Consider the following 26,371-nt stretch of genomic DNA (forward strand, 5'->3'; position numbering starts at 1 on the left):
AACGTTATTGGCCCGCGCGCTGGTAGCGCACGGCTTCCACGAATACATCGGCATTGGCCGGGTCATCCAGGTACGCAAACACCTGGTCCAAGGGGCTGTCGACCAACACCCCGGCGCCCTCGACCGTGTCCACGGTGCTGCCGTGCAACGCCTGTTGGTCTATCGCTTGGTGGATCTGCTCAAGGTCGAGGGTGTAGACCACCAATTCGTGCTTTTCGTTGATCTCAAACCCCGCCAGGATGAAATGCCCACCGAGCTTGGCCGGCAGCGGCGCCGACAAATACCAGCGGCTGCCATGGCGCGAAACGGTAAACCGGTATTCGTCACGCTGGCCGGGCTTGGCTGTAGGGTAGCTCACGGCTTTATAGCGGTGTTCACCGACGGCGCTGATATGCAGGTTGAGCGGCTCGCCCCAGGCATTTTTGCTCGACCATTGGCCCAGCAGGGCCGGCGGGGCGGCGTCATGGGCCGGCAGCGGGTCCTTGAAGGTCACCAGGCAACCGCTGAGCAGCAGGAACGACAAGGCGATTGCAACCACACGCCAGGCTTTCATTGGACATCCCCCGGTGTCAGACCGAGGCCAACACCAAATGCATATAGCGCTTGAGGATTTCAAGCATCTCTTCACCGGTCAGAGGCTCTGCACTGCCCAGCAGGCCCTGATATTCCATCCGACTGATTATCGCCGTCAACACTTTGGCATCCTGTTGCGGCTCGCGCGAGCCCAGCACCTGGAAGAACTGCCCGGTGCCCTGCAACAGAATCTGCTGGTGGGAACGCACCAACTCCGCCAGGCGCGGGTTGAGCAAGGCTTCCTGGCGAAACGCCTGCTCAGCCATCAAGTGCTCACGGCGGTTGGTCAATTGGCGCAAGACGTAATCAGCGGTCAGCCGTGCAATATCATCGGCCAACTGTGAGCGTGATTCGGGGCTGCCATCCCCATAGGCGACCATTTCGCGCAGCAAGCCTTCGTTACGCACCCACAGCTTGCCCATGAACGCGGCGCTGCGTTCGACGTATTGGGCGAAGGTATCGGTGAGCAGATCATCGATGTCCTTGAAGTAATAGGTGGTAGCCGACAGGGGCACGCCCGCCTCCGCTGCCACCGCTCGATGGCGCACGGCCCGTACGCCGTCACGTACCACGATGCGCATGGCCGCATCGAGAATGTCTTGCCTGCGTTGCTCGCTGCCCCGACGACTGGCCTTGCGGCCCTGGTACTGGACGCTTTCAGCCACGGCAGCGGCAATGCCGGCGGCGCCTTCTTGAGCGGTTACGCGGTTCACGACAGATTTCCTTATTAGGTGACGCGGAGCGTCACGGTATGCGTTACCACGCCGAGCGTGGGAACGATCTCCTGGCGCTGTTTGCTTGACGCTTATTAACGCCGCATAAAAAAGCCGCCTTATAAAAGGCGGCTTCGGATTTCGCTACGGTTACGCTTGTGGCCGCATGTGCGGGAACAAGATCACGTCGCGGATCGACGGCGAGTTGGTCAACAGCATCACCAAGCGGTCGATGCCGATCCCTTCACCGGCGGTCGGCGGCATGCCGTACTCCAGGGCGCGGACGAAGTCGGCGTCGTAGTGCATGGCTTCGTCGTCGCCGGCGTCTTTATCGGCCACCTGGGCCATGAAACGCTCGGCCTGGTCTTCCGCGTCGTTCAACTCGGAGTAGGCGTTGGCGATCTCACGGCCGCCGATGAACAGCTCGAAACGGTCAGTGACGTTCGGGTTGTCGTCGTTACGACGGGCCAGCGGCGACACTTCGAACGGGTACTGGGTAATGAAGTGCGGCTGTTCCAGCTTGTGCTCCACCAACTCTTCGAAAATCATCACCTGCAATTTGCCCAGGCCTTCGAAGCCCAGCACCTTGGCGCCGGCTTTCTTGGCGATGGCACGGGCCTTGTCGATGTCGTTCAGGTCGTCGGCAGTCAGCTCAGGGTTGTACTTGAGGATCGAATCAAACACCGACAGGCGCACGAACGGCTCGCCGAAGTGGAACACCTTGTCGCCATACGGCACGTCGGTGCTGCCCAGGACCAGCTGCGCCAGTTCGCGGAACAGTTCTTCGGTCAGGTCCATGTTGTCTTCGTAGTCGGCGTAGGCCTGGTAGAACTCCAACATGGTGAATTCAGGGTTGTGACGGGTCGAAACGCCTTCGTTACGGAAGTTGCGGTTGATCTCGAAGACTTTTTCGAAGCCGCCAACCACCAGGCGCTTGAGGTACAGCTCGGGCGCGATACGCAGGAACATTTCCATGTCCAGGGCGTTGTGGTGGGTTTCGAACGGCTTGGCAGCGGCGCCGCCGGGAATGGTCTGCAGCATCGGCGTTTCGACTTCGAGGAAGTCGCGCTTCATCAGAAAGCTGCGGATGTGTGCGATCACTTGCGAACGCACGCGGAAGGTCTGGCGCACCTCTTCGTTGACGATCAGGTCAACGTAGCGCTGGCGGTAGCGCTGTTCGGTGTCGGTCAGGCCGTGGTGCTTGTCCGGCAGTGGGCGCAGCGACTTGGTCAGCAGGCGTACGCTGGTCATTTCCACGTACAGGTCACCCTTGCCAGAACGGGCCAGGGTGCCTTCGGCGGCGATGATGTCGCCCATGTCCCAGGTTTTCACCGAGGCCAGGGTTTCTTCCGACAAGGTCTTGCGGTTGACGTAGACCTGGATACGCCCGGTCATGTCCTGGATCACCATGAACGAGCCACGGTTGAGCATGATGCGACCTGCCACCTTGACCGGGATCGCAGCCTCTGCCAGCTCTTCCTTGGTCTTGTCCGCGTACTGCTTCTGCAAGGCATCGCAGTAGTTTTCGCGGCGGAAGTCGTTGGGGAAGGCATTGCCCTTGGCGCGCTCGGCAGCAAGCTTTTCCTTGCGCAGGGCGATCAGGGAGTTTTCTTCCTGTTGCAGGGCTTGCGGGTCGAGTTGTTGGTCGCTCATGTCTTTAGATTTTCCATCAGGTTCGTTGCCCCAGCCTGCGGCTGGGGATCGCGGGCAAGCCCGCTCCCACAGGGTTCGAGGGGTGCCAGGCAATCCCGCATTGCATGTGTTACAGGCCAGATTTCAGGCTGGCTTCCAGGTATTCGTCGATATCGCCGTCGAGCACCTTGTCACAGTCGCTGCGTTCGATGTTAGTGCGCAGATCCTTGATCCGCGACGCATCGAGCACATAAGAGCGGATCTGGTGACCCCAGCCGATATCCGACTTGGTGTCTTCCAGCGCCTGGGAAGCGGCGTTGCGCTTCTGCATTTCCTGCTCATACAACTTGGCCCGCAGCATTTTCATGGCGGTGTCCTTGTTGGCGTGCTGGGAACGTTCGTTCTGGCAGCTGACCACGGTGTTGGTCGGTACGTGGGTAATACGTACGGCCGAGTCGGTGGTGTTTACGTGCTGGCCACCGGCACCGGAGGAGCGGTAGGTGTCGATGCGCAGGTCGGCCGGGTTGATCTCGATTTCCACCTTGTCGTCGATCTCTGGCGAGACGAAAACAGCGGAGAACGAGGTGTGGCGACGGTTGCCGGAGTCGAACGGGCTCTTGCGCACCAGGCGGTGCACGCCGATTTCGGTACGCAGCCAGCCAAAGGCGTACTCACCCTTGATGTGCACGGTCGCGCCCTTGATCCCGGCGACTTCACCGGCGGACAGTTCCATGATCGTCGCTTCGAAACCGCGCTTGTCCGCCCAACGCAGGTACATGCGCAGCAGGATGTTGGCCCAGTCCTGTGCCTCGGTGCCACCGGAACCGGCCTGGATGTCCAGGTAGGCGTTGTTCGGGTCCATTTCATGGCTGAACATGCGGCGGAATTCGAGCTTGGCGAGGTTTTCCTCGAGACGGGCCAGCTCGGCGACGACATCGCCCACTGCGCCTTCGTCGTTTTCTTCGACGGCCATGTCCAGCAGGTCACGGCAATCGGCCAGACCGGTGTTCAGCTCGTCTAAGGTATCGACGATCTGCGCCAGCGCAGCGCGCTCGCGGCCCAGTTCCTGGGCGTATTCAGGTTTGTTCCAGACAGCAGGATCTTCAAGCTCGCGATTGACTTCGGTCAGACGCTCATGCTTTTGATCGTAGTCAAAGATACCCCCGAATAGTTTCGGAGCGCTCGGACAGGTCCTTGATGGTGTTAAGGATCGGGTTGATTTCCATGGCGGGCAGCACTCGTTGGCGAACTTTTGAAAGCCGGCGAGTATAACGGCAAATGGGGGGGAGCGGCAGTCCGCTGGGCGAAAAGGCAGGATTTGTACACAACCCAAGACCCATGAAGATCCCAATGTGGGAGGGGGCTTGCCCCCGATGGCAGCCTGTCAGTCAATGATGTTGTGACTGACCCAGAGCTATCGGGGGCAAGCCCCCTCCCACATTGAATGGGGTACGACTTCAGGTCACTCGATACCGACCTGATTGCGCCCATTATGCTTGGCCGTATACAACCCCTTGTCCGCCGCCACAATCACCTGCCGACAATCCGTCCCCTGCTGCGGCGTCATCGTGGACAGACCAATGCTAATCGTAAGGCTGGCCCCCTCGGTCGGCGCAATGTGCGGAATCTTCAACGCAGCAACCGCCATGCGCAGCTTCTCAGCCACCAACCGCGCCCCACCCGGCGAGGTATTAGGCAGCACCAGGGCAAACTCCTCACCGCCATAACGCGCCGGCAAATCCGATGGCCGACTGCTGGCCTCACGGATGGTCGCCGCAACCTTGCGCAACGCCTCGTCACCTTCAACATGCCCAAAACTATCGTTGTAGGTCTTGAAGAAATCCACATCAATCATCAACAACGACAACTGAGTCTGGTCACGCATGGCACGCCGCCATTCCAGCTCCAGGTATTCATCAAAGTGACGACGGTTGGACAACCCGGTCAGGCCATCGGAGTTCATCAGCCGTTGCAGCACCAGGTTGGTGTCCAACAGTTGTTGTTGGCTGACCCGCAACGCACGATAGGCGGCATCCCGTTGCAACAAGGTCATGTACGAACGCGAGTGATAGCGAATGCGCGCCACCAGCTCGATGTTATCCGGCAGCTTGACCAGGTAATCATTGGCCCCCGCCGAAAACGCCGCACTCTTGATCAGCGGATCTTCCTTGGTCGAAAGCACGATGATCGGGATGTTCTGCGTGGCCGGGTGGTTGCGGTATTCGCGCACCAGGGTCAGGCCGTCGAGGCCGGGCATAACCAGGTCTTGCAGGATAACGGTCGGCTTGATGCGGATCGCCTGGGCAATCGCCTGGTGCGGATCGGCGCAGAAGTGGAAGTCGATGTTTTCTTCATGGGCCAAGCCACGCCGCACGGCTTCGCCGATCATGGCCTGGTCGTCGACCAGCAACACCATGGCGGCATTTTCGTCGGTCTTGATGTCGTCGATCTGTAAATCATTCATGTGCAGTCACCTGAATTACTACCTGCAAGCCAGCACCGCGAGAGGCCTTGTTCATCTGGCAAAGACCTCCAGCAATCGGGGCGCAATCCTGTCCAGTGGGCGAATTTCAACAGCAGCATCAATCGCCGCCGCCGCTTTGGGCATGCCGTACACCGCCGAGCTGTGCTGATCCTGGGCGATGGTCAAATAACCTTGTTCACGCAGCAATTTGAGGCCCTGGGCCCCGTCGCGCCCCATGCCAGTCAGCAGTACGCCGACGGCATCGCCATTCCAGTGGCTGGCCACGCTTTCGAAAAACACGTCGATCGACGGCCGGTAAATCTCGTTCACCGGCTCTGCGGTATAGGCTAGCGTGCCATTCTTCAGTAAACGAATGTGGTGGTTGGTGCCGGCCAGCAGGACCACGCCGCTTTGCGGCGGCTCGCCTTCACGGGCCAGGCGTACCGGCAGGCCGGAGGCGCTGCTCAGCCATTCGGCCATGCCAGCGGCGAACACCTGGTCCACATGCTGCACCAGCACGATGGCGGCGGGAAAGTCCCGGGGCAAGCCCTTGAGCAGGATTTCCAGGGCAGCCGGGCCACCCGCCGAAGACCCGATGGCCACCAGGCTCTGGCGTTTGCCGGTCATGCGCGGCGCGACGGTTTCGGCGCGTACACGGCTGCCACGCTGGCCGATCAGCCAGCCGATATTGAGGATCTTGCGCAGCAGCGGCGCCGCTGCATCCTTGGGGTTGCCCACGCCTAGGGTCGGCGTGTCCACCACGTCCAGGGCGCCATGGCCCATGGCTTCGAACACCCGACTGACGTTGGCCTGGCGGTCGACGGTCACGATGACGATGGCGCACGGGGTCTCGGCCATGATCTGGCGGGTAGCCTCCACGCCATCCATCACCGGCATGATCAGGTCCATCAGGATCAGGTCCGGGGTCAGTTCTGCACAGCGTTGCACCGCTTCAAGACCATTGCTGGCCACCCACACCACTTCGTGCGCGGGCTCGAAACTCAAGGCGCGGCGCAAGGCCTCTACCGCCAGGGGCATGTCATTGACGATCGCAATCCTCATGCCCGCGCGCCTCCGATCAGTTCCACTACGGCGTCCAGCAGGGCGTCATCGTGGAAACTGGCTTTGGCTAAATAATAGTCGGCGCCGGCGTCCAGTCCACGACGTCGGTCTTCTTCGCGATCCTTGTACGAAACCACCATCACCGGCAACGATTGCAGGCGACTGTCACGGCGCAAGAGTGTGACCAATTCAATACCGTCCATACGAGGCATATCAATATCAGTGATCAACAGGTCAAAGTCTTCGGAGCGCAAGGCGTTCCAGCCGTCCATGCCATCGACCGCCACGGCCACTTCATAACCCCGATTGAGCAGCAATTTGCGTTGCAGTTCGCGCACGGTCAGCGAGTCATCCACCACCAGCACCCGCTTGCGCGGTGCCTCGGTGGTTTGCTGGCTGCGCCGGGCAATGCGTTCCAATCGGCCGGTGTTGAGCAACTTGTCCACCGAACGCAGCATATCTTCGACGTCGACGATCAACACCACCGAGCCGTCGTCCAGCAATGCACCGGCAGAAATATCCTGGACCTTGCCCAGGCGATCATCCAGCGGCAGCACCACCAGCGTACGCTCGCCGATAAAGCGCTCCACGGCAATCCCGTACACCGCATCACGCTCGCGGATCACCACCACTTTCAGGGTGTCCGACTGACTCTGTCCCGCCGGGCGTTGCAACAACTGGCTGGCGGCGACCAGCCCGACATGCCGGCCCTCGTGCCAGAAATGCTGGCGACCCTCCAGTTGCACGATGTCGTCGGGCGCCAGGTCGCACATGCGTTCGATATGGGCCAGCGGGAACGCGTAGGCTTCTTCGCCGACTTCCACCACCAGGCTGCGCACCACCGACAGGGTCAGCGGCACTTCCAGGTGAAAACGACTGCCCTGCCCCGCCGTCTGCTCCAGCACCACCGCACCGCGCAGTTGGCGAACCATATGCTGCACCGCATCCAGGCCGACGCCGCGCCCGGACACTTCGGTGACCTTGTCGCGCAGGCTGAACCCCGGCAGGAACAGGAATGTCAGCAGCTCTTCTTCACTCAGGCGCAGGGCGGTTTCCAGCGGCGACAGGTGCCGGTCGACGATGGTACCGCGCAGGCGCTCCAGGTCGACGCCATTGCCGTCATCGCTCAATTCCAGCACCAGCAACCCGGCTTGATGGGAGGCACGCAGGCAGATCACGCCTTCTGCCGGCTTGCCCGCCAACAGGCGTTGCTCAGGCATTTCGATGCCGTGGTCGACAGCGTTGCGCAATAAATGAGTGAGCGGTGCTTCAAGCTTTTCCAGCACGTCGCGGTCGACCTGGGTCTTTTCGCCTTCGATCTCCAGGCGCACTTGCTTACCGAGGCTGCGACCGAGGTCGCGCACCATGCGCACTTGCCCGGCCAGCACATCGGCAAATGGGCGCATGCGACAGGCCAGCGCGGTGTCATACAGCACTTGCGCACGCTGGCCGGCCTGCCAGCCGAACTCGTCCAGCTCGGCGGTTTTTTCCGCCAGCAGGGCCTGGGCTTCGCTGAGCAGGCGGCGGGTGTCGGCCAGGGCTTCCTGGGCTTCGAGGGGCAGATGTTGAGTCTTGAGTTGCCCGCCCAGGGTATCCAGCGCGCGCACGCTCTGGCTCTGAATGCGCTTGAGGCGTTGCAGGCTCGCCAGATACGGTTTGAGCCGCTGGGTTTCCACCAGGGATTTGCTCGACAGGTCCAGCAGGCTGTTCAAGCGCTCGGCGGTCACCCGCAGTACGCGCTCGCCGCCTTCGGTCATGCGTTTGTTCTGGCGTGGCGGCTCGGCGACCATCGGCAGCGCAAGCTCGGGTTCGGGCTCCGGCAGCGGCGCTTCGACGATAGGTGCCGGTTCTGGCGCAGGCGCCGCTTTGACAGGCGCCTGGGACGGGTCGAGCAAACGCTCCATCAGCGCCACATAGGCTTCGATATCCGCCGGCCCCACATCATTGCCCGGCGTCGCGATGCGCATCAGCAGGTCGGTGCCTTGCAACAGCGCATCAATATGTTCGGGTTGCAAATACAGGCGGCTTTCCTGGGCACTGACCAGGCAATCCTCCATGACGTGGGACACACTGACCCCGGCGTCCACTCCAACAATGCGCGCCGCGCCTTTGAGCGAGTGCGCCGCGCGCATGCACGCTTCGAGCTGGTCGGCCTGGGTCGGGTTGCGTTCCAGGGCCAGCAGGCCCGCGCTCAATACCTGGGTCTGGGCGTCGGCTTCCAGGCTGAACAGTTCCAGCAGCGAGGCATCGCGCATCTGGTCGGGGGTCATGTGAGGCTCCGGGTCACGGCAGACAACAATTGCGCCTCGTCCAGCCAACGCAGGCTGCGGCCTTTCCACTGCAACACGCCTTGGGTGTAGCGCGCACTGGCCTGGGTGCCCGAGACCGAGGCGGCCTTCAAGGTGCGCTCATCGATGGCATGGATGCCGTCGACTTCATCCACCGGCACCACCACCGGGCCATCCTGCGCGGCGATGATCAACATGCGCGGCATGATGCGCCCACCGCTTGCGCCGTTACTGGTGGCATCCAGGCCCAGCAGTTCCACCAGCGACAGGCACGCCACCAGCGCACCACGGACATTGGCCACGCCGAGCAAGGCGCGGGAACGTTGGTGCGGCAGCGAGTGAATCGGTTGCAGCGGCGCGACTTCCACCAGGCAGCGGGTGGCGATGCCCAGCCATTCCTCACCGAGGCGGAACATCAGCAGGGAGCGGGTGACCACGTCTTCGCCCAGTTCCACGACGGCATGCGGGCGATGCGCGTCCTGCTGCAAGGCGTAGCGGTCCAGCAAACGTGTGGCCGCTGCCGAGTACACCGAGCAGTTACGGCAGTGAATATGGTCCGCCAGCAGCGGGCAGGACTTGTCGCCGTGGATGCCGATGCGGTTCCAGCAATCGTCGATGGCCTGGGTGTCGGCCAAGGTCAGGTCCAGCCCTGCGGTATCGAGCGCGTCGGTGTTACTCATCGTTTGGACTCACTGTCAGCTCGCTCACTGCGCGCGGCCCGCGCCTGCAAGCGGCGCGCCCCCGCACTGTCGCCCTGGGACTCGAGCAACGCGGCCAGGTGCATCAAAGCCTGCGGGTGCTGGGGTTCCAGGTACAAGGCTTTTCGATAATAACCCTGGGCTTCCAGGGCACTGCCGGCCACGTCGCTGAGCAACCCCAGCCAGTAGAACACCTGGGCGGCCGGCGGATGGTTACTCAAATACTGTTCGCATGCAGCACGGGCGTCAGCGCTTTTGCCTTCGTTGGCCAGGGTGGCGATGCGGCTCAGCAAGTCGCCCGCATCGGTGTGCGGTGCCTTGATCGGCACTGCCTGGGCACTGCCACCGCTGAACGGCCTCGGCTTGACCGGGATCGGTGCGGCACTGCGCTGTGGCACCGGTGCAGGCACGGGCACAAACACCGGTTCGGGCTTGACCGGCTCGGCATGCCGACTGAACGCAAACGACTGCGGCACACCAATCGAACGCATGCCATGGCGCCCCAACAGGCTGCCCTCGGCCGGACCGATAAACAGCACGCCGTCCACATGGGTCAGGCCCTTGAGCACGTCGAACACTTGTTTCTGGGTCGGCTGGTCGAAATAGATCAGCAAGTTGCGGCAGAACACGAAATCGTAGCTCGCCTCATTGGCCAGCAGTGTCGGGTCGAGCAGGTTGCCGACTTGCAGGCGCACCTGTTCGCGCACGCGCTCGGCAATGTGATAACCGTCGCTGTGTTCGGTGAAATGGCGGTCACGGAAGGCGATATCGCCGCCGCGAAAGGAGTTTTTGCCATACACCCCACGCCGCGCGCGCTCCACCGACAACGGGCTGACATCCAGGCCCTGCACCTTGAACTGATGCGGCGCCAACCCGGCATCCAGCAAGGCCATGGCGATCGAATAAGGTTCTTCACCGGTGGAGCACGGCAGGCTGAGGATGCGCAGTGCGCGCATCTGCTTGATCTCGGCCAAGCGCGCCTTGGCCAGGCGGGCCAGGGTCACAAAGGATTCTGGATAACGGAAAAACCAGGTTTCCGGGACGATCACTGCTTCGATCAGCGCTTGCTGTTCATCCTCGGAGCTTTGCAGGTGCTGCCAATATTCGCCGGGGGTCTGCGCGTTGGCCGCCTGAGTGCGTTGGCGCACCGCCCGCTCGATAATGGCTTCGCCGACCGAGGCAACGTCCAGGCCGATGCGCTCTTTCAGGAAGGCAAAGAAACGCGGGTCGTGGCTCATAGGCTCAACTCGGGGCAAAACAGCACGGCGCGCACGTCTTCGGTCAGCAGGTCATTCACGCCGATCCATTGCATCAGGCCCAGCGCATCTTCGCGCACCGGCCCCAGGTACGGCGCCTGGCGGTTGTCCAGGCCATAGGGCTGGAACTGCGCCGGGTCGCAGCGCAGGGTGTCGGTGGCCTGTTCGAGGATCAACCCCAGCCAACGCGGCTCGCGCCAGGGCTCGGGCTGGTAATTGACCAGCACCAGCCGTGTGCTGGTACGCGCCTGGGCGGCGGTGCCGAAGGTCAGGGCGCTGAGGTCGATCACCGGCACCAGCGCGCCGCGATGGGCAAAGATGCCCGCCACCCACAGCGGTGCATGGGCAATCGGTTTCAATGGCAGGCGCGGCAATACTTCGGCCACTTCCGTGGCCTTGAGGGCATAACGTTCATTGCCGATGTGGAACACCAGGAACAACGCCTTTTTCGCTGCCGGGACGGCGCCGCGTTTAGCCGCGAGGTCGCTCATCAGACTTTGAAACGCGACACGCCGCTGCGCAGACCGACCGCCACCTGGCTCAGCTCATCGATAGCAAAGCTGGCCTGGCGCAGGGACTCGACGGTCTGGCTGCTGGCATCGCCCAGTTGCACCAGGGCGTGGTTGATCTGCTCGGCACCGGTGGCCTGGGCCTGCATGCCTTCATTGACCATCAACACCCGCGGCGCCAGCGCCTGTACCTGGTGGATGATCTGCGACAGTTGCTCGCCCACTTGCTGCACTTCAAACATGCCACGGCGCACTTCTTCGGAGAACTTGTCCATGCCCATCACACCCGCCGACACTGCCGACTGAATCTCGCGCACCATCTGTTCGATGTCGTAGGTGGCCACGGCAGTCTGGTCGGCGAGGCGGCGTACTTCGGTGGCGACCACGGCAAAACCGCGGCCGTATTCACCGGCCTTCTCGGCTTCGATGGCGGCATTCAGCGACAACAGGTTGGTCTGGTCGGCGACCTTGACGATGGTCACCACCACCTGGTTGATGTTGCCGGCCTTCTCATTGAGGATCGCCAGCTTGGCGTTGACCAGGTCGGCGGCGCCCATCACCGAGTGCATGGTTTCTTCCATGCGTGCCAGGCCTTGCTGGCCGGAACCGGCGGCAACCGAGGCCTGGTCGGCGGCGGTGGACACTTCGGTCATGGTGCGCACCAGGTCCTTGGAGGTGGCCGCGATCTCGCGGGAGGTAGCGCCGATCTCGGTGGTGGTGGCGGCCGTTTCGGTGGCGGTGGCCTGTTGCTGCTTGGAGGTGGCGGCAATCTCGGTCACCGAGGTGGTGACCTGCACCGACGAGCGCTGGGCCTGGGACACCAGGGCCGTGAGCTCGGTCATCATGTCGTTGAAGCCGGTTTCGACCGCGCCGAACTCGTCCTTGCGTTCCAGGTTCAAGCGCTTGCTCAGGTCGCCGTCGCGCATGGTTTCGAGGATATCGACGATGCGCTGCATCGGCGCCATGATCGCGCGCATCAGCAGCAGGCCGCACAAGCCGGCGGCGAGGATGGCCAGGGCCAGCGATACAAACATGCTGATTTTCGCGGCGGAGACTGCATCATCGATCGCGTTGGTCGCACGGTCGGCGACGTTCTTGTTCTCGGTGATGATGTCGTTGAGCTTCATGCGGCCTGCGACCCAGCTGGGCGTCATCTGCGTATCGAACAGCTTGCGCGCCCCAGCCAAATCGTTGTTCTGCAGGCGCTCTACGACGGCAGCCAGCGCCTTGTTGTAAGCCTGGTGCTGGGCTTCGAATTTATCGAACTCGGCCTGGTCGTCGCCGCCACTGATGGTCGCCTGGTAGTTGGCCATCTGCTGCAGGATGCGCGCTTCATAGGACTTGAAGTCGGCCTTGTCGGTGTCGGTCAGGCCCTTGTCTTCACGCAGGCCGATCAACTCCAGGGTTTGCAGGTAGCTGTCGACCCACGCGCTGCGGATCATGGAACTGAGGTAGACCCCGGGCACCGCGTCGTCGCGCACCGCGACTTCACTGGTTTCGATCTTCAGCAACCGTGAATAGGAGACCACAACCATTAACAGCATGATGGCGATAATGACCGCAAAACTTGCCAGGATGCGTTGGCGCAAGGTCCAGTTCTTCACAGTAATTCCTCGGAGGGCCATTCAAATGGAGGGGAGTATAGCTGAGCAGAAGGCCTCATTAATCAACGGGTTTTGATGAAGCGTCCACAGAATGCAAATGTGCGAGGGGGCTTGCCCCCCGATGGCGGTGTGCCAGCCAACTGTAAATAGACTGAAACACCACTATCGGGGGGCAAGCCCCCTCGCACATTTTGATCGCTGCACGCCCCGTCTTTACGCGTTCAGCCGCACCTGTTTTTCCAGTTCCAGCTTCAAGCCGGGCTCAAGCTTCAGTTGGCGGGCCAGCTCGTCAAGGTAGGCCTTTTCCATGAAGTTCTCCTCATCCACCAGCATCACGCTGGCGATATACATCTCGGCCGCCATTTCCGGGGTGCCGGCAGCTCGCGCCACGTCGGCCGGGTCCAGGGGTTTGTTGAGTTCGGCGTGCAGCCAGCTTTGCAGCTCGCGATCGTTGTCCAGCTTGGTGAATTCGCCTTCGATCAGCGCACGCTCGCGCTCGTCCACATGGCCATCGGCCTTGGCCGCCGCGACCAGCGCCTTGAGGATGCCCTGGCTGTGTTGCTCGACCTGGGCCGGCGGCAGGCGGTCGATGGTCTGTGGCTCGCCCTGGGGGGCGCTGGCCTGATTGGCCTGCCAGTTGCCGTAGGCCTTGTAGGCGATGACGCCCAAGGCTGCCAAACCGCCGTAGGTCAGCGCCTTGCCGCCGAATTTGCGCGCCTTCTTGTTGCCCAGCAGCAGGCCCATGGCCCCCGCCGCCAAGGCGCCGCCTCCGGCGCCCCCGAGCAGGCTGCCCAGGCCGCCACCGCCGAGCAGACCGCCCAGCGCACCTTTGTCGTCCTGTTTACGCTGGCCGCCAGCCTTGTTTTGCAGCATGTCCTGGCCAGACTTGAGCAACTGATCGAGCAATCCACGGGTATTCATTCGCAGCCTCCAGACACTTGGGTTCATAGGACCAATAGGCCCCCAGCGTAAAACTAAGTGCCAAAAAGCCCTGATCTAGAGTGCTTCCAGATGTAACGCGGTCGCCCTTCGCTTAAATCGATATACACTCGGGTAAATCTATAAAAACACCCCACTGGTAATTCCAGCATGATGACCTTGCGTCAAATCCGGCATTTTATTGCCGTGGCCGAGACCGGCTCGATCTCCGCTGCCGCGCAGACGGCGTTTATCTCCCAGTCGACTCTGACCCTGGCGATCCAGCAACTGGAGCAGGAAATCGGCGTCAACCTGTTCAACCGTCACGCCAAGGGCATGACCCTGACCCACCAGGGCCATCAGTTCCTGCGCCAGGCGCACTTGATTCTCGCCACCGTCGACAACGCCAAGCGCAGCCTGCAGCAGAGCACCGACCAGGTCGCCGGGCAGTTGATCATCGGTGTGACCAGCCTGGTGGCGGGTTACTATCTCGCCGACTTGCTGACCCGCTTCCAGCGCGCCTACCCCAACGTGGAAATCCGCGTGATGGAGGACGAACGGCCGTACATCGAGCATTTGCTGGTCAGCGGTGAAATCGACGTGGGCGTACTGATCCTCTCCAACCTCGAAGACCGCCACGCCCTGCAGACCGAAGTGCTCACCCACTCCCCTCACCGGCTTTGGCTGCCAGCACAGCATCCGCTGCTGGAGCACGACAGCATCAACCTGGCCGATGTAGCGCGCGAACCGTTGATCCAGCTGAACGTCGATGAAATGGGCCACAACGCCCAGCGCCTGTGGACCAGCGCCGGCCTGCAACCGCGCGTGACCCTGCGCACCGCCTCCACCGAAGCGGTGCGCAGCCTGGTGGCAGCAGGCCTGGGCGTGTCGATCCAACCCGACATGACCTACCGTCCCTGGTCGCTGGAGGGCGACATTATCGAAGCGCGGTCGATTGCCGACCTCAGCCAGACCCTCGACGTGGGCCTGGCCTGGCGCCGTGGCACGGCGCGTCCGGCGCTGGTGGACCCATTCCTGACAGTCGCCCGCGAACAGCCCCACCCGCGCAAGCCATCTATTTAATCGAATGCTGCATTCGGTATTTAGTATTTGTTGACCTCGCGCCTGACCTCTAGTCTCTGCTTATCCCTAAGAGAAAGGTCAGGCCCTCGTAAGAGAACGCCCATGGCCACACAAGAAAAGAGATCGCGAAAAATGTCCGGCGCGCCCACCCCGCTGCTCACTGCATTGCTGATCGACGGCGAACTGGTCCAGGGCCAGGGTTTTGCCGAGCCGATCCTCAACCCGGCCACCGGTGAAGTGCTCACCCAGATCGCCGAAGCCAGCACCGAGCAGGTGGAAACCGCGATCCTCGCCGCCCACCGCGCCTTTGCCGGCTGGTCGCGCACCACGCCTCAGCAACGCTCGAATATCTTGCTGGGCATTGCCGACGCCATCGAAAAACAAGCCGACTACCTGGCCCGCCTGGAATCCCTGAACTGCGGCAAGCCGTTGCACCTGGCGCGCGAGGATGACTTGAGCGCCACCGTCGATGTGTTCCGCTTTTTCGCCGGGGCGGTGCGTTGCCAGACCGGGCAACTGAGCGGCGAATACCTGCCGGGCTACACCAGCATGGTGCGTCGCGATCCGATTGGCGTGGTGGCCTCGATTGCGCCGTGGAACTACCCGCTGATGATGGCCGCGTGGAAGATCGCTCCAGCGCTGGCCGCCGGCAATACGCTGGTGTTCAAGCCATCGGAACACACACCACTGTCGATCCTCGCCCTTGCCCCGGTGCTCAAAGACCTGTTGCCGCGCGGTGTGATCAACATTTTGTGTGGCGGCGGTGAAGGCGTTGGCAGCCATCTGGTCAGCCACCCCAAAGTGCGCATGGTCTCGCTGACCGGCGATATCGTCACCGGGCAGAAGATTCTGCAGGCCGCGTCCAAGACCCTGAAACGCACGCACTTGGAACTGGGCGGCAAGGCGCCGGTGATCGTGTGCAACGACGCCGACCTGCAAGCCGTGGTCGAGGGTGTGCGCGCCTACGGTTACTACAACGCCGGCCAGGACTGCACCGCCGCGTGCCGCATCTACGCCCAGGCCGGTATCCACGACAAACTGGTCGCTGAGCTTGGCGCCGCCGTGAGCAGCCTGCGCTTTGCCGGCAAGCGCGACGCCGACAACGAACTCGGCCCGCTGATCAGCACACGCCAGCGCGACCGCGTGGCCAGCTTTGTCGAACGCGCCCTCGGCCAGCCGCATATCGAACGCATCACCGGCGCCGCCGTGCATTCCGGCGCGGGCTTCTATTACCAGCCGACGCTGCTGGCCGGCTGCAAACAGAACGATGAAATCGTGCAGCGCGAAGTGTTTGGCCCGGTCGTCACGGTGACGCGCTTCGACGAACTGGAACAGGCGGTGGACTGGGCCAACGACTCCGAATACGGCCTGGCCTCGTCGGTGTGGACCCAGAACCTGGACAAGGCCATGCAAGTGGCCTCGCGCCTGCAATACGGCTGCACCTGGATCAACAGTCATTTCATGCTGGTCAGCGAAATGCCCCACGGCGGCTTGAAGCGCTCGGGATATGGCAAGGATCTGTCCAGCGATTCGCTGCAGGACTACAGCGTGGTGCGGCACATCATGGCGCGCCACGGCCAGCATCTTTAAAACAACAACTAAGCTCATGCGTTACCGGTTCAAAAACTGCCCCGACCATAATTAAAGAAGAGGGAACCCCCATGTCCGCGCACAAGACCGCACTGCTCAGTGCCCTGACCACCGCGCTGCTGGCCAGCGCCAGCCTCCAGGCCGCCGAACCGCTCAAGGCGGTGGGTGCCGGTGAAGGCCAACTGGATATCGTCGCCTGGCCTGGCTATATCGAACGCGGCGAAAGCGACAAGGCCTACGACTGGGTCAGCGGTTTCGAGAAGGAAACCGGCTGCAAGGTCAACGTGAAAACCGCCGCCACCTCTGACGAAATGGTCAGCCTGATGGCCAAGGGTGGCTATGACCTGGTGACCGCGTCGGGCGATGCCTCGCTGCGGCTGATCGTCGGCAAGCGCGTGCAGCCGATCAATACCGCGCTGATCCCCAACTGGAAGAACATCGACCCCCGCCTGAAAGACGCGCCATGGTACGTGGTTGGCCAGCAAACCTACGGCACGCCGTACCAGTGGGGCCCGAACGTATTGATGTACAACACCAACGTATTCAAGACCGCACCCACCAGCTGGAATGTGCTGTTCGACGCGCAGAACCTGCCGGACGGTAAGCCGAACAAAGGCCGCGTGCAGGCGTACGACGGCCCGATCTACATCGCCGACGCGGCGCTGTACCTCAAGTCGACCAAGCCGGAATTGGGCATCCAGAACCCGTACGAACTGACCGAAACCCAGTACAAGGCCGTGCTCGAATTACTGCGCGCCCAGCAACCGCTGATCCACCGCTACTGGCACGACACCACCGTGCAAATGAGTGACTTCAAGAACGAAGGCGTGGTGGCCTCCAGCGCCTGGCCGTATCAGGTCAACGGCCTGCAGAACGAGAAACAGCCGATTGCTTCGACCATTCCGAAGGAAGGCGCCACCGGCTGGGCCGACACCACCATGTTGCACGCCGAGGCCAAGCACCCGAACTGTGCCTACAAATGGATGGACTGGTCGCTGCAACCGAAGGTCCAGGGCGATGTGGCCGCCTGGTTCGGCTCCCTGCCGGCGGTGCCGGCGGCGTGCAAGGAAAGCGAATTGCTCGGCGCCGAAGGCTGCAAGACCAATGGGTTCGACCAATTCGACAAGATCGCCTTCTGGAAAACCCCGCAGGCGGAAGGCGGCAAGTTCGTGCCGTACAGCCGCTGGACCCAGGATTACATCGCGATCATGGGCGGCCGCTAAGGTCTCCAAGACAACATAGGTCTCCTGTGGGAGGGGGCTTGCCCCCTCCCACATTGACCGCATTCACAGATGTTTTGTTTTTTCAGAAGTCCAGGCCGGGCCGCTGCGACGACCCGTGCCTTTTCGGAGCACCGCACCATGACGCTTGCAGTCCAATTCACCCACGTTTCCCGTCAGTTCGGCGAAGTGAAAGCCGTTGACCGGGTTTCCATCGATATCCAGGACGGCGAGTTCTTTTCCATGCTCGGCCCTTCCGGCTCGGGCAAGACCACCTGCCTGCGCCTGATCGCCGGGTTCGAGCAGCCGAGCGCAGGCTCGATCCGTATCCATGGCGAGGAAGCCGCCGGCTTGCCGCCGTACCAGCGCGATGTGAACACCGTGTTCCAGGATTACGCGCTGTTCCCCCATATGAATGTGCGCGACAACGTCGCCTACGGCCTCAAGGTCAAGGGCGTGGGCAAGACCGAGCGCCTCAACCGTGCCGAAGAAGCCCTGGCCATGGTCGCCCTCGGCGGCTACGGCGAGCGCAAGCCGGTGCAGCTCTCCGGTGGCCAACGCCAACGGGTGGCCCTGGCCCGCGCCTTGGTCAACCGCCCGCGTGTGTTGCTGCTGGATGAACCGCTGGGCGCCCTCGACCTCAAGCTGCGCGAGCAGATGCAAAGCGAGCTGAAAAAGCTGCAACGCCAGTTGGGCATCACCTTTATCTTCGTGACCCACGACCAGACCGAAGCGCTGTCGATGTCCGACCGCGTGGCCGTATTCAACAAAGGTCGCATCGAGCAGGTCGACACCCCGCGCAACCTCTACATGAAACCCGCCACCGCGTTCGTCGCCGAGTTCGTCGGCACCTCCAACGTGATTCGCGGCGAGTTGGCCCAGCGCCTCAGCGGCAGCGTGCAGCCGTTTTCGATCCGTCCGGAACACGTGCGGTTTGCCGAGGGCCCGCTGGGCGCCGGCGAAGTGGAAATCAGCGGTTTGCTCCACGATATCCAGTACCAGGGCAGCGCCACCCGCTATGAGCTGAAACTGGAAAACGGCCAGGCGTTGAACATCAGCCAGGCCAACAACCAGTGGCTGGACATCAGCAGCGGCCATCAGGTCGGCCAGTCCATCACCGCCCGTTGGGCGCGGGAAGCCATGACCCCGCTGACCGACAGCGCAGGCGAGGTGTGACATGAGCCTGGCTATTTCCCACCCGCCGATGCGCAGGTTTTCCAACCTGCTGTACCGCAAGCCCAACCTGTACTTGGCCATGCTGCTGATACCGCCGCTGATCTGGTTCGGCGCGATCTACCTGGGTTCGTTGCTGACCCTGCTGTGGCAGGGTTTCTACACCTTCGATGACTTCACCATGGCGGTCACGCCGGACCTGACCCTGGCCAACTTCGCCGCGCTGTTCCAGCCGTCAAACTTCGACATCATCGTGCGCACCTTGAGCATGGCGATCGTGGTGTCGATCGCCAGCGCCATCGTGGCCTTCCCCATCGCCTACTACATGGCACGCTACACCACGGGCAAGACCAAGGCGTTCTTCTACATCGCGGTGATGATGCCGATGTGGGCCAGTTATATCGTCAAGGCTTATGCCTGGACCTTGCTGTTGGCCAAGGGCGGCGTGGCGCAGTGGTTCGTGCAGCACCTGGGCCTGGAGCCGGTGTTGCAGTTCGTGCTGGGCATCCCCGGCGTGGGCGGCAGTACCTTGAGCACCTCGCACCTGGGGCGCTTCATGGTGTTCGTCTACATCTGGCTGCCGTTCATGATCCTGCCGATCCAGGCGTCCCTGGAACGCTTGCCGCCCTCGCTGCTGCAAGCCTCGGCCGACCTCGGCGCCAAACCGCGCCAGACCTTCATGCAGGTGATTTTGCCGCTGTCGGTGCCAGGGATTGCCGCCGGTTCCATCTTCACCTTCTCGCTGACCCTGGGCGATTTCATCGTGCCGCAACTGGTCGGCCCGCCCGGCTACTTCGTCGGCGGTATGGTCTACGCCCAGCAAGGCGCCATCGGCAACATGCCCATGGCTGCAGCGTTCACCTTGGTGCCGATCGTGCTGATCGCGGTTTACCTGTCCATCGTCAAACGCCTGGGGGCCTTCGATGCACTCTGAAAAATCCTCATTGGGCCTGAAGATCGCCGCCTGGGGCGGGTTGGTGTTTCTGCACTTCCCGATCCTGATCATCTTCCTCTACGCCTTCAACACCGAAGAAGCCGCGTTCAGCTTTCCGCCCCAGGGCTTCACCCTGAAGTGGTTCAGCGTGGCGTTTGCGCGGCCGGACGTACTGGAGGCGATCAAGCTGTCGCTGCAGATCGCCGCCATCGCCACGCTGATCGCCATGGTCCTCGGCACACTGGCCTCGGCGGCGCTGTATCGCCGCGAGTTCTTCGGCAAGCAAGGCGTGTCGCTGATGTTGATCCTGCCGATCGCCCTGCCGGGGATCATCACCGGTATCGCACTGCTGGCGACCTTCAAGACGCTGGGCATCGAACCGGGGATGTTCACCATCATCGTCGGCCACGCGACGTTCTGCGTGGTGATCGTCTATAACAACGTCATCGCCCGGCTGCGCCGCACGTCCCACAGCCTGATCGAGGCCTCGATGGACCTGGGCGCCGACGGCTGGCAGACCTTCCGCTACATCATCATGCCCAACCTGGGCTCGGCGCTGCTGGCTGGCGGCATGCTCGCCTTTGCGCTGTCGTTCGACGAAATCATCGTCACCACCTTCACCGCCGGCCACGAACGCACCTTGCCGCTGTGGCTGCTCAACCAACTGAGCCGCCCACGCGACGTGCCGGTGACCAATGTGGTGGCGATGCTGGTGATGCTGGTGACGATGTTCCCGATTCTCGGTGCCTATTACCTGACCCGCGGCGGTGAAAGCGTGGCCGGGAGTGGCGGTAAATAACGATGCTATTGAAGGAACACGGTTCAAATGTGGGAGGGGGCTTGCCCCCGATGGCAGTGGGTCAGTTGTAGAGGGTGTGACTGGAAGATTGCTATCGGGGGCAAGCCCCCTCCCACATTTAGGGCCAGTTTATTCAAGGAAATAACGATAGTTGGTGGAGAGCTGAACCATGCAAACCAAATTACTGATCAACGGCCAACTGGTCGAAGGCGAAGGCCCGGCGCAGGCTGTATTCAACCCGGCGCTCGGTCGCGTACTGGTAGAAATCAAGGAAGCCAGCGAAGCCCAGGTCGACGCCGCCGTACGCGCCGCCGATGCGGCCTTCGAAGGCTGGTCGCAAACCGCACCCAAGGATCGTTCGCTGCTGCTGCTGAAACTGGCGGACGTGATCGAGGCCCACGGCGAAGAACTGGCCAAGCTGGAATCGGACAACTGCGGCAAGCCCTACAGCGCCGCGCTCAACGATGAAATCCCGGCGATTGCCGACGTGTTCCGTTTCTTTGCCGGCGCCAGCCGCTGCATGAGCGGTTCGGCCGGCGGTGAATACCTGCCCGGCCACACCTCGATGATCCGCCGCGACCCGGTGGGCGTGATCGCGTCCATCGCGCCGTGGAACTACCCGCTGATGATGGTCGCCTGGAAAATCGCCCCGGCCCTCGCCGCCGGGAATACCGTGGTGCTCAAGCCGTCGGAGCAAACCCCGCTGACGGCCTTGCGCATGGTCGAACTGGCCGCTGATATTTTCCCGGCCGGTGTGCTCAACCTGGTATTTGGCCGTGGGCCAACCGTGGGCAGCCCACTGGTGACGCACCCTAAAGTGCGCATGGTGTCGCTGACCGGCTCCATCGCCACCGGCGCAAACATCATCTCCAGCACCGCCGACAGCGTGAAGCGCATGCACATGGAGTTGGGCGGCAAGGCGCCGGTGATCATCTTCAACGATGCGGATATCGACGCCGCCGTGGAAGGCATTCGCACCTTCGGCTTCTATAACGCTGGGCAGGATTGCACCGCGGCGTGCCGTATTTATGCACAGGCCGATATCTACGATGCGTTTGTCGAGAAACTCGGCGTGGCGGTCGCCAGTATCAAGTATGGATTGCAGGATGACCCGGCCACCGAGTTGGGGCCATTGATCACCGCGCAGCATCGCGACCGTGTCGCCGGGTTTGTCGAGCGGGCCGTGGCACAACCGCATATTCGCCTGGTGACCGGCGGCAAGGCCGTGGAAGGCAATGGCTTCTTCTTTGAACCCACCGTACTGGCCGACGCGCAACAAGACGACGAGATCGTGCGCCGCGAAGTCTTCGGGCCGGTGGTATCAGTGACCAAGTTCAACGATGAAGCTCAGGTGCTGGGCTGGGCCAACGATTCGGACTACGGGCTGGCCTCGTCCGTGTGGACCGCCGATGTAGGACGCGCCCATCGCTTGGCCGCACGTCTGCAGTACGGCTGCACCTGGGTGAACACCCACTTCATGCTGGTCAGCGAAATGCCTCACGGCGGTCAGAAACTGTCCGGCTATGGCAAGGACATGTCCATGTACGGGCTGGAGGACTACACCACCGTGCGGCATGTGATGTTCAAGCACTGACGATTCAACCCGGCATCCTTCCTGGATGCCGGGAACCTATAACAATAATGTTCAGGATCCCCCATGGATATCACCCGCCGCGACTTCCTCAACGGCGTCGCTGTCACCATCGCCGCCGGCATGACCCCACTGCAAATCCTGCAAGCCGCCCCCGACGGTCGTTACTACCCTCCTGCCCTGACCGGCCTGCGCGGCAGCCACGCCGGTTCGTTCGAAGTGGCGCACCAGATGGGCTGGGAAAAGAAGGTGTTCGACACCGACAAGCTGCCGATCACCGAGCACTATGACCTGGTGGTCGTGGGTGGCGGCCTGAGTGGGCTGTCGGCGGCGTGGTTCTACCGCGAGAAGCACCCCAAGGCGAAGATCCTGATCCTGGAAAACCACGACGACTTCGGCGGCCACGCCAAGCGCAATGAATTCCAGGCCGGTGGCCGCATGATCATCGGCTACGGTGGCAGCGAGGCGTTCCAGTCGCCCAACCACCTGTACAGCAAGGAAGTGAACGGGCTGTTGAAAAAGCTCGGCGTGAACATCAAGCGCTTCGAAACCGCCTTCGACCGCCAGTTCTACCCTGGCCTCGGGCTGTCGCGCGGGGTGTTTTTCGACAAGGAAAACTTCGGCGAAGACAAGCTGGTGACCGGCGACCCGACGCCAATGGTCGCCGACGACATCGCCCCCGACCAACTCAACGCACGAGCCCTCCGCGATTTCATCAATGACTTCCCGTTGCCGGCGGCAGACCGTCAGGCCTTGATCGAGTTGCACACCGCGCCCAAAGACTACCTGCCAGGCAAGACCGCCAAAGAAAAGGCCGACTATTTGGCAGCCACCAGCTACCGCGATTTCCTGCTGAAGAACGTAGGCCTGTCGGAAGGCGCAGTGAAGTACTTCCAGAGCCGCACCAATGACTTCATGGCGCTGAGCATTGATGCCGTGGCGTCGGCCGATGCCTACAACGTGGGTTTCCCAGGTTTTGCCGGGATGAATCTGGCGCCGATCAGCGAAGAAGCCGCTGCTGAAATGGAAGAGCCCTACATCTATCACTTCCCGGACGGCAATGCATCGGTGGCGCGCTTGCTGGTACGCAGCCTGATCCCGGGCGTGGCACCAGGGCACACCATGGACGATATCGTGCTGGCGGCGTTCGACTACGCCAAGCTCGACCAGCCCAAGGCCGCCGTACGCCTGCGACTGAACAGCACGGCGGTCAGCGTGCGTAATGTCGGCGACGGCGTGCATATCGGCTACAGCCGTGGCGGGCAACTCGCACAAGTGCGTGGCAAACGCTGCATCCTGGCCTGCTACAACATGATGATTCCGTATCTGTTGAAGGATTTGCCGGCACCGCAAGCTCACGCCCTGAGCCAGAACGTGAAGTACCCGCTGGTGTACACCAAGGTGGTGATCCGCAATTGGCAGTCGTTCCAGAAGCTCGGCGTGCACGAGATTTACGCGGCGACCCAGCCCTACAGCCGGATCAAACTGGACTACCCGGTAAGCATGGGCGGCTATGACCACCCGCGCGACCCGACGCAGCCGATCGGCTTGCACATGGTCTACGTGCCCACCAGCCCCAACAGCGGCATGAACGCCCGCGACCAGGCCCGCGCCGGGCGTGGCAAGTTGTATGGCCAGACCTTCGAACAGTTGGAAACGCAGTTGCGTGACCAGCTGCAACGCATGCTTGGCCCGGGTGGTTTCAACCATCAGACCGATATTCTGGCGATCACTGTCAACCGCTGGTCACACGGTTATGCGAGCTTCTCCAACAGCTTGTTCGATGATGCCGATGAAACCGAAGCGTGGATGAAGCTGGCGAAAAAGCCGCTGGGGCATGTGAGCATCGCCAACTCGGACGCGGCGTGGAGTGCGTATGCCCATGCGGCGATTGATGAGGCGTTCAGAGCAGTGGGTGAAGTCGCCTGAAATGCAGCCTAAATGTGGGAGGGGGCTTGCCCCCGATTGAGTTGGACCTGCGCAGTATTCAGTGACTGGCATACCGCTATCGGGGGCAAGCCCCCTCCCACATTTGGATCTTCATATTTCGTAAGTAGTGTTTTGGCCACAGAATTGGAAATGTCTTGTCGCATATGCAATGCCATCGTGCCGCTATCAATCAATTTTCCTACGTCATCGAACCGCTTAAGCTATCCGGCGTCTGTTTAATGTCCGTTGCGTTTGGTCGAAGGCATGTCCGAACCGTAATTTCTGATCCGCTACGCGCCAGGAACGGCGCGGGATTTGCTCACGACAGGTTGTCTCTATGCACCGCAGGAATTTGCTCAAAGCGTCCATGGCCATTGCGGCTTACACCGGTTTGTCGGCCAGCGGCCTGCTCGCCGCCCAGGCCTGGGCCGGGAACCGTGCTGCCGATGGCAAGGCCGTGGCGTTCGACTTCGACACGCTCAAGGCCCAGGCCAAACAACTCGCCGGGACCGCTTACAAGGACACCAAACAGGTGCTGCCGCCCACGCTGGCGACCATGACCCCGCAGAATTTCAACGCCATCGGCTACGACGGCAACCATTCGCTGTGGAAGGAGTTGAACGGCCAACTGGACGTGCAGTTCTTCCACGTCGGCATGGGCTTCAAGACGCCGGTGCGCATGCACAGCGTCGACCCCAAGACCCGCGAAGCCCGTGAGGTGCATTTCCGTCCTTCGCTGTTCAACTACGAAAAAACCACGGTCGACACCAAACAGCTGACCGGCGACCTGGGCTTCTCCGGCTTCAAGCTATTCAAGGCACCGGAGCTGGACCGCCATGACGTGCTGTCATTCCTCGGTGCCAGCTACTTCCGTGCGGTGGATTCCACCGGCCAGTACGGCCTTTCCGCCCGTGGCCTGGCCATCGACACCTACGCGAAAAAACGCGAGGAGTTCCCCGACTTCACGCAGTTCTGGTTCGAAACCCCGGACAAGAACGCCACCCGCTTCGTGGTCTACGCCCTGCTCGACTCGCCGAGCGCCACCGGCGCGTACCGCTTTGATATCGACTGCCAGGCCAACCAGGTGGTGATGGCCATCGACGCGCATATCAATGCGCGTACCACCATCGAACAACTGGGCATCGCGCCAATGACCAGCATGTTCAGTTGCGGCACCCACGAGCGCCGCATGTGCGACACCATCCACCCGCAGATCCACGACTCAGACCGCCTGGCCATGTGGCGCGGCAACGGCGAGTGGATCTGCCGCCCGCTGAACAATCCGGCCAAGCTGCAATTCAACGCGTTTGCCGATAAAGACCCGAAAGGCTTCGGCCTGGTGCAGACCGACCATGAGTTCGCCAGTTACCAGGACACCGTGGATTGGTACAGCAAGCGCCCGAGCCTGTGGGTCGAACCGACCACCGCCTGGGGCGAAGGCTCGATCGACCTGCTGGAAATCCCTACCACCGGCGAGACGCTCGATAACATCGTGGCCTTCTGGACTCCGAAAAAACCCGTGGCCGCCGGCGATTCACTCAACTATGGCTACAAGCTGTACTGGAGCGCGCTGCCGCCGGTGAGCACGCCGTTGGCGCAAGTCGATGCAACCCGCTCGGGCATGGGCGGTTTCACCGAAGGCTGGGCACCGGGTGAGCACTACCCGCAAGTCTGGGCGCGCCGCTTTGCCGTGGACTTCAAGGGCGGCGGCCTGGATCGCCTGCCGCCAGGCACCGGCATCGAGCCGGTGGTGACCTGTTCCCATGGCCAGGTGAAGGACTTCAGCGTGCTGGTACTGGATAACATCAAGGGCTACCGCATCCTGTTCGACTGGTACCCGACCAGCGACAGCGTGGAGCCGGTGGAACTGCGCCTGTTCATTCGCACCCAGGACCGCACCTTGAGCGAAACCTGGCTGTACCAGTACTTCCCGCCGGCACCGGACCAGCGCAAGTACACCTGATGCACCGCGTTCCCACGCTTGCGTGGGAACGCCCCCTCCTCGTTTCAGAACCGCGACACACTCTTCATCGCCCCAATCAAATAACGCATCGCCACCTGATCGTTCTCGGTCAGTGCGCGGTACTGCGCCAGCAACTCCTCTTCATCCGAGCTCAACCTTCGCCCGCGCAAAGACACCCTGCGGGTCAGAAAAGACGCTACCGCACCCGCTACACCATAGGACTTGGCCATGGACTGCTTCTCCTGATATCCATCAAATACTCCTGGTGCCCATTACCCTTCTCCCTAAAGCGCAACGTCTGTGTGGGAAAACCGACTGACTTCCTGGGCCAGAAATCAGGCTTACCCTAAGCGTAGAAACGATCTCGCCGAG

At 62.0% G+C, this 26,371-nt stretch carries 22 protein-coding genes; 9 read left to right on the top strand and 13 right to left on the bottom strand.

What is annotated here, in order from left to right; all coding sequences use genetic code 11:
• Positions 1-4 precede the first annotated feature (4 nt).
• The 12 genes from NL123_RS24200 to NL123_RS24255 all read right to left on the bottom strand — a co-directional run bounded on the left by NL123_RS24200 (position 5) and on the right by NL123_RS24255 (position 13,720).
• Positions 5-553 carry a hypothetical protein gene (locus NL123_RS24200; RefSeq protein WP_494356510.1) on the bottom strand — a complete coding sequence of 183 codons (549 nt, stop codon included), beginning with the start codon at positions 551-553 and terminating at the stop codon, positions 5-7.
• 16 nt (positions 554-569) lie between these two features.
• Positions 570-1,286 carry a TetR/AcrR family transcriptional regulator gene (locus NL123_RS24205; RefSeq protein ID WP_058425326.1) on the bottom strand — a complete coding sequence of 239 codons (717 nt, stop codon included), beginning with the start codon at positions 1,284-1,286 and terminating at the stop codon, positions 570-572.
• Between the two features lie 150 nt (positions 1,287-1,436).
• Positions 1,437-2,939 carry a lysine--tRNA ligase gene (gene lysS / locus NL123_RS24210; RefSeq protein ID WP_008431110.1) on the bottom strand — a complete coding sequence of 501 codons (1,503 nt, stop codon included), beginning with the start codon at positions 2,937-2,939 and terminating at the stop codon, positions 1,437-1,439.
• A 109-nt stretch (positions 2,940-3,048) separates the two neighbouring features.
• A protein-coding gene (prfB, locus tag NL123_RS24215; RefSeq protein ID WP_100215725.1) for a peptide chain release factor 2 occupies positions 3,049-4,144 on the bottom strand; the annotation gives its coding sequence in 2 pieces (ribosomal slippage) (positions 3,049-4,071 and positions 4,073-4,144; 1,095 coding nt in all).
• Between the two features lie 236 nt (positions 4,145-4,380).
• Positions 4,381-5,382 (bottom strand): diguanylate cyclase, encoded by a 1,002-nt coding sequence (locus tag NL123_RS24220; protein WP_248486592.1) that lies wholly within the window; start codon positions 5,380-5,382, stop codon positions 4,381-4,383.
• 51 nt (positions 5,383-5,433) lie between these two features.
• A complete protein-coding gene (locus NL123_RS24225; RefSeq protein WP_248486590.1) occupies positions 5,434-6,444 on the bottom strand; it encodes a chemotaxis response regulator protein-glutamate methylesterase in 1,011 nt (336 codons plus the stop codon).
• Positions 6,441-8,714 carry a hybrid sensor histidine kinase/response regulator gene (locus NL123_RS24230; protein WP_494356511.1) on the bottom strand — a complete coding sequence of 758 codons (2,274 nt, stop codon included), beginning with the start codon at positions 8,712-8,714 and terminating at the stop codon, positions 6,441-6,443. Before NL123_RS24230 ends, NL123_RS24225 begins: the two co-directional genes overlap by 4 nt.
• On the bottom strand, positions 8,711-9,412 hold the full coding sequence (locus NL123_RS24235; RefSeq protein ID WP_248486586.1) for a chemotaxis protein CheW: 702 nt from the start codon (positions 9,410-9,412) through the stop codon (positions 8,711-8,713). The genes NL123_RS24230 and NL123_RS24235 overlap by 4 nt, the downstream gene beginning before the upstream one ends.
• Positions 9,409-10,668 carry a CheR family methyltransferase gene (locus tag NL123_RS24240; RefSeq protein ID WP_494356512.1) on the bottom strand — a complete coding sequence of 420 codons (1,260 nt, stop codon included), beginning with the start codon at positions 10,666-10,668 and terminating at the stop codon, positions 9,409-9,411. Before NL123_RS24240 ends, NL123_RS24235 begins: the two co-directional genes overlap by 4 nt.
• The gene (locus NL123_RS24245) at positions 10,665-11,177 is read right to left on the bottom strand and encodes a chemotaxis protein CheW (RefSeq protein ID WP_494356513.1); all 513 of its coding nucleotides are present in this window, start codon (positions 11,175-11,177) and stop codon (positions 10,665-10,667) included. Before NL123_RS24245 ends, NL123_RS24240 begins: the two co-directional genes overlap by 4 nt.
• Positions 11,177-12,799 carry a methyl-accepting chemotaxis protein gene (locus NL123_RS24250; RefSeq protein WP_494356514.1) on the bottom strand — a complete coding sequence of 541 codons (1,623 nt, stop codon included), beginning with the start codon at positions 12,797-12,799 and terminating at the stop codon, positions 11,177-11,179. Before NL123_RS24250 ends, NL123_RS24245 begins: the two co-directional genes overlap by 1 nt.
• A 213-nt stretch (positions 12,800-13,012) precedes the next feature.
• The gene (locus NL123_RS24255) at positions 13,013-13,720 is read right to left on the bottom strand and encodes a tellurite resistance TerB family protein (protein WP_248486580.1); all 708 of its coding nucleotides are present in this window, start codon (positions 13,718-13,720) and stop codon (positions 13,013-13,015) included.
• 168 nt (positions 13,721-13,888) lie between these two features.
• On the opposite strand from NL123_RS24255, the gene NL123_RS24260 reads away from it, so the two are divergent.
• The 9 genes from NL123_RS24260 to NL123_RS24300 all read left to right on the top strand — a co-directional run bounded on the left by NL123_RS24260 (position 13,889) and on the right by NL123_RS24300 (position 25,999).
• On the top strand, positions 13,889-14,800 hold the full coding sequence (locus tag NL123_RS24260; protein WP_494356515.1) for a LysR family transcriptional regulator: 912 nt from the start codon (positions 13,889-13,891) through the stop codon (positions 14,798-14,800).
• 132 nt (positions 14,801-14,932) lie between these two features.
• Positions 14,933-16,390 (top strand): gamma-aminobutyraldehyde dehydrogenase, encoded by a 1,458-nt coding sequence (locus NL123_RS24265; protein ID WP_494356516.1) that lies wholly within the window; start codon positions 14,933-14,935, stop codon positions 16,388-16,390.
• 71 nt (positions 16,391-16,461) lie between these two features.
• The gene (gene ydcS, locus NL123_RS24270) at positions 16,462-17,613 is read left to right on the top strand and encodes a putative ABC transporter substrate-binding protein YdcS (RefSeq protein WP_494356517.1); all 1,152 of its coding nucleotides are present in this window, start codon (positions 16,462-16,464) and stop codon (positions 17,611-17,613) included.
• A gap of 138 nt (positions 17,614-17,751) precedes the next feature.
• On the top strand, positions 17,752-18,786 hold the full coding sequence (locus NL123_RS24275) for an ABC transporter ATP-binding protein (protein ID WP_248486577.1): 1,035 nt from the start codon (positions 17,752-17,754) through the stop codon (positions 18,784-18,786).
• A gap of 1 nt (position 18,787) precedes the next feature.
• Positions 18,788-19,717, top strand: a complete 930-nt coding sequence (locus tag NL123_RS24280; RefSeq protein WP_248486576.1) for an ABC transporter permease — start codon at positions 18,788-18,790, stop codon at positions 19,715-19,717.
• Entirely contained in the window at positions 19,707-20,516 is an 810-nt protein-coding gene (locus NL123_RS24285) for an ABC transporter permease (RefSeq protein WP_025856826.1), read from the top strand. The genes NL123_RS24280 and NL123_RS24285 overlap by 11 nt, the downstream gene beginning before the upstream one ends.
• A gap of 169 nt (positions 20,517-20,685) precedes the next feature.
• The gene (locus NL123_RS24290; RefSeq protein WP_248486575.1) at positions 20,686-22,110 is read left to right on the top strand and encodes a gamma-aminobutyraldehyde dehydrogenase; all 1,425 of its coding nucleotides are present in this window, start codon (positions 20,686-20,688) and stop codon (positions 22,108-22,110) included.
• Between the two features lie 63 nt (positions 22,111-22,173).
• A complete protein-coding gene (locus NL123_RS24295) occupies positions 22,174-24,036 on the top strand; it encodes a flavin monoamine oxidase family protein (protein ID WP_248486574.1) in 1,863 nt (620 codons plus the stop codon).
• A gap of 337 nt (positions 24,037-24,373) precedes the next feature.
• Complete coding sequence (locus NL123_RS24300) at positions 24,374-25,999, top strand: glucan biosynthesis protein D (RefSeq protein WP_179030305.1); 1,626 nt, start codon at positions 24,374-24,376, stop codon at positions 25,997-25,999.
• Positions 26,000-26,043: 44 nt separating this feature from the next.
• Here the strand turns inward: NL123_RS24300 and NL123_RS24305 are convergent, their stop codons facing one another.
• Positions 26,044-26,229, bottom strand: coding sequence for a hypothetical protein (locus NL123_RS24305; RefSeq protein ID WP_179030306.1), 186 nt, complete (start codon positions 26,227-26,229; stop codon positions 26,044-26,046).
• Positions 26,230-26,371 lie beyond the last annotated feature (142 nt).

Source organism: Pseudomonas sp. FBCC-B1565 (genome assembly GCF_059133265.1).

Coding starts and splice junctions, on each gene's coding strand:
- NL123_RS24200 (WP_494356510.1), bottom strand. CDS start 553: ATGAAAGCCTGGCGTGTGGTTGCAATCGCCTTGTCGTTCCTGCTGCTC.
- lysS (WP_008431110.1), bottom strand. CDS start 2,939: ATGAGCGACCAACAACTCGACCCGCAAGCCCTGCAACAGGAAGAAAAC.
- NL123_RS24220 (WP_248486592.1), bottom strand. CDS start 5,382: ATGAATGATTTACAGATCGACGACATCAAGACCGACGAAAATGCCGCC.
- NL123_RS24225 (WP_248486590.1), bottom strand. CDS start 6,444: ATGAGGATTGCGATCGTCAATGACATGCCCCTGGCGGTAGAGGCCTTG.
- NL123_RS24230 (WP_494356511.1), bottom strand. CDS start 8,714: ATGACCCCCGACCAGATGCGCGATGCCTCGCTGCTGGAACTGTTCAGC.
- NL123_RS24235 (WP_248486586.1), bottom strand. CDS start 9,412: ATGAGTAACACCGACGCGCTCGATACCGCAGGGCTGGACCTGACCTTG.
- NL123_RS24240 (WP_494356512.1), bottom strand. CDS start 10,668: ATGAGCCACGACCCGCGTTTCTTTGCCTTCCTGAAAGAGCGCATCGGC.
- NL123_RS24245 (WP_494356513.1), bottom strand. CDS start 11,177: ATGAGCGACCTCGCGGCTAAACGCGGCGCCGTCCCGGCAGCGAAAAAG.
- NL123_RS24255 (WP_248486580.1), bottom strand. CDS start 13,720: ATGAATACCCGTGGATTGCTCGATCAGTTGCTCAAGTCTGGCCAGGAC.
- NL123_RS24260 (WP_494356515.1), top strand. CDS start 13,889: ATGATGACCTTGCGTCAAATCCGGCATTTTATTGCCGTGGCCGAGACC.
- NL123_RS24265 (WP_494356516.1), top strand. CDS start 14,933: ATGTCCGGCGCGCCCACCCCGCTGCTCACTGCATTGCTGATCGACGGC.
- ydcS (WP_494356517.1), top strand. CDS start 16,462: ATGTCCGCGCACAAGACCGCACTGCTCAGTGCCCTGACCACCGCGCTG.
- NL123_RS24275 (WP_248486577.1), top strand. CDS start 17,752: ATGACGCTTGCAGTCCAATTCACCCACGTTTCCCGTCAGTTCGGCGAA.
- NL123_RS24280 (WP_248486576.1), top strand. CDS start 18,788: ATGAGCCTGGCTATTTCCCACCCGCCGATGCGCAGGTTTTCCAACCTG.
- NL123_RS24285 (WP_025856826.1), top strand. CDS start 19,707: ATGCACTCTGAAAAATCCTCATTGGGCCTGAAGATCGCCGCCTGGGGC.
- NL123_RS24290 (WP_248486575.1), top strand. CDS start 20,686: ATGCAAACCAAATTACTGATCAACGGCCAACTGGTCGAAGGCGAAGGC.
- NL123_RS24295 (WP_248486574.1), top strand. CDS start 22,174: ATGGATATCACCCGCCGCGACTTCCTCAACGGCGTCGCTGTCACCATC.
- NL123_RS24300 (WP_179030305.1), top strand. CDS start 24,374: ATGCACCGCAGGAATTTGCTCAAAGCGTCCATGGCCATTGCGGCTTAC.
- NL123_RS24305 (WP_179030306.1), bottom strand. CDS start 26,229: ATGGCCAAGTCCTATGGTGTAGCGGGTGCGGTAGCGTCTTTTCTGACC.